Genomic DNA, 1,285 nt, shown 5'->3' on the forward strand with positions numbered 1-1,285 from the left:
GTGTAGATACCGAAAATAAAGATGGGTCGGTAGGACAACCAGCCGTGTCATATGGATGGGGTGACTGGTTGGTCAATCGTCTCATCAGAAATTTTGCCCCACCAAAGCCCACTGAATATGTTACCCCCTCTTTATATGTTTATTCTTATTTGTGCACTGCCATGACATATACTTGCTCTAAAACTGGATTTGAACTCACTGAGCTTCTAGCTCACCATCTCCTTTATTATCTTTTAACTGTTTTAGGGGCAGAGCAGGAGGAGTAAGATGACTAATTTCTTTGGCTTCGTTTTAAGACTTTTTGTGATGGGAGTTTGTGGCTTAGTGCCAATTGGACTGATGAACTAATTACTTTGTTTATTTTACTTTAAGACTTGCTATGTATATTTTGGATTTGGACTGTAAGACTAAAGTTTGTAATAATACTTAGTTAAATTAATTTTGCAATTTGAACTGCTTGTGCAGCAGCTACTTTAAATGCTTGCTTACGCCTTAGTCCCGGCGTGAGCCGGGACGGGCTGGCGACCCGACTGACCCGACAAGCGAGCAGGACCCGCGAGGCGGGGCTTGCAGCTGTCGCGAGAGGTCGGGGCGCCACAGGTGGTATCAAAGCCTAAGTTCTAGGAATAATTTAACAAAAGACTTGAAACATGCAACGATAATAACTGTTATACGCTTGAACTTGTTAGAATTTAGAAAACTAGGCACGAAACGACCTGATGAATGCGAAAATGTTTATTGTGAATTGTTGGGTACAATTTCAAAAAATGTTTTATTTAGAGTTATCCTCTTAAGATATCTATAGATATGACCTGTGCGTTATTGTGTGATAGGATGGCAGACGGAGCGCGACCCTGTCGACCACGATACCCTCAGGAGACGACCCATGCGATCCCTTACCACGACTACGAACTAAACTAAGAGTTAGTCTGCGATCCCATTACGGGACCCCCTTGTACGTGTGCGGGTAGACCGATGTTCTCCTACCCTAACTGGGTAGTGCACCAGCTGGAGTTGGAGAGAGAAGAGTTGGTTGAGACACTGATGCGGGAGAGGAAGTGGCACCAGGATGGCTCCTTTCAGCAGTGGAGTCGCATTGAGACTCTGGAGAGAGACAGAGATGAGGCCCAGCGGGAGATCGATAGGCTGCGACTGCAGGTGCAACACCAGGAGGAGCGCATGTATCGCGTTCGGATGGCGTGTGAGGAGACCGTTGTGGTCGAGGGCTCCTCACACGCCATCCGAACGCGATACATGCGCTCCTCCTGGTGTTGCACCTGCAGTC

At 46.8% G+C, this 1,285-nt stretch carries 2 protein-coding genes; both read left to right on the forward strand.

From position 1 onward, the window contains the following. On the forward strand, positions 1-266 hold a 266-nt coding region (locus tag BVER_RS34945; protein ID WP_232316930.1), incomplete at its 5' end, for a hypothetical protein. A 763-nt stretch (positions 267-1,029) separates the two neighbouring features. Further along, positions 1,030-1,285, forward strand: a 256-nt coding sequence (locus BVER_RS34950; protein WP_232316932.1) for a hypothetical protein, incomplete at its 3' end; no start/stop codon positions are given.

This window comes from Candidatus Burkholderia verschuerenii, assembly GCF_001189365.1.
GTDB lineage: Bacteria > Pseudomonadota > Gammaproteobacteria > Burkholderiales > Burkholderiaceae > Caballeronia > Caballeronia verschuerenii.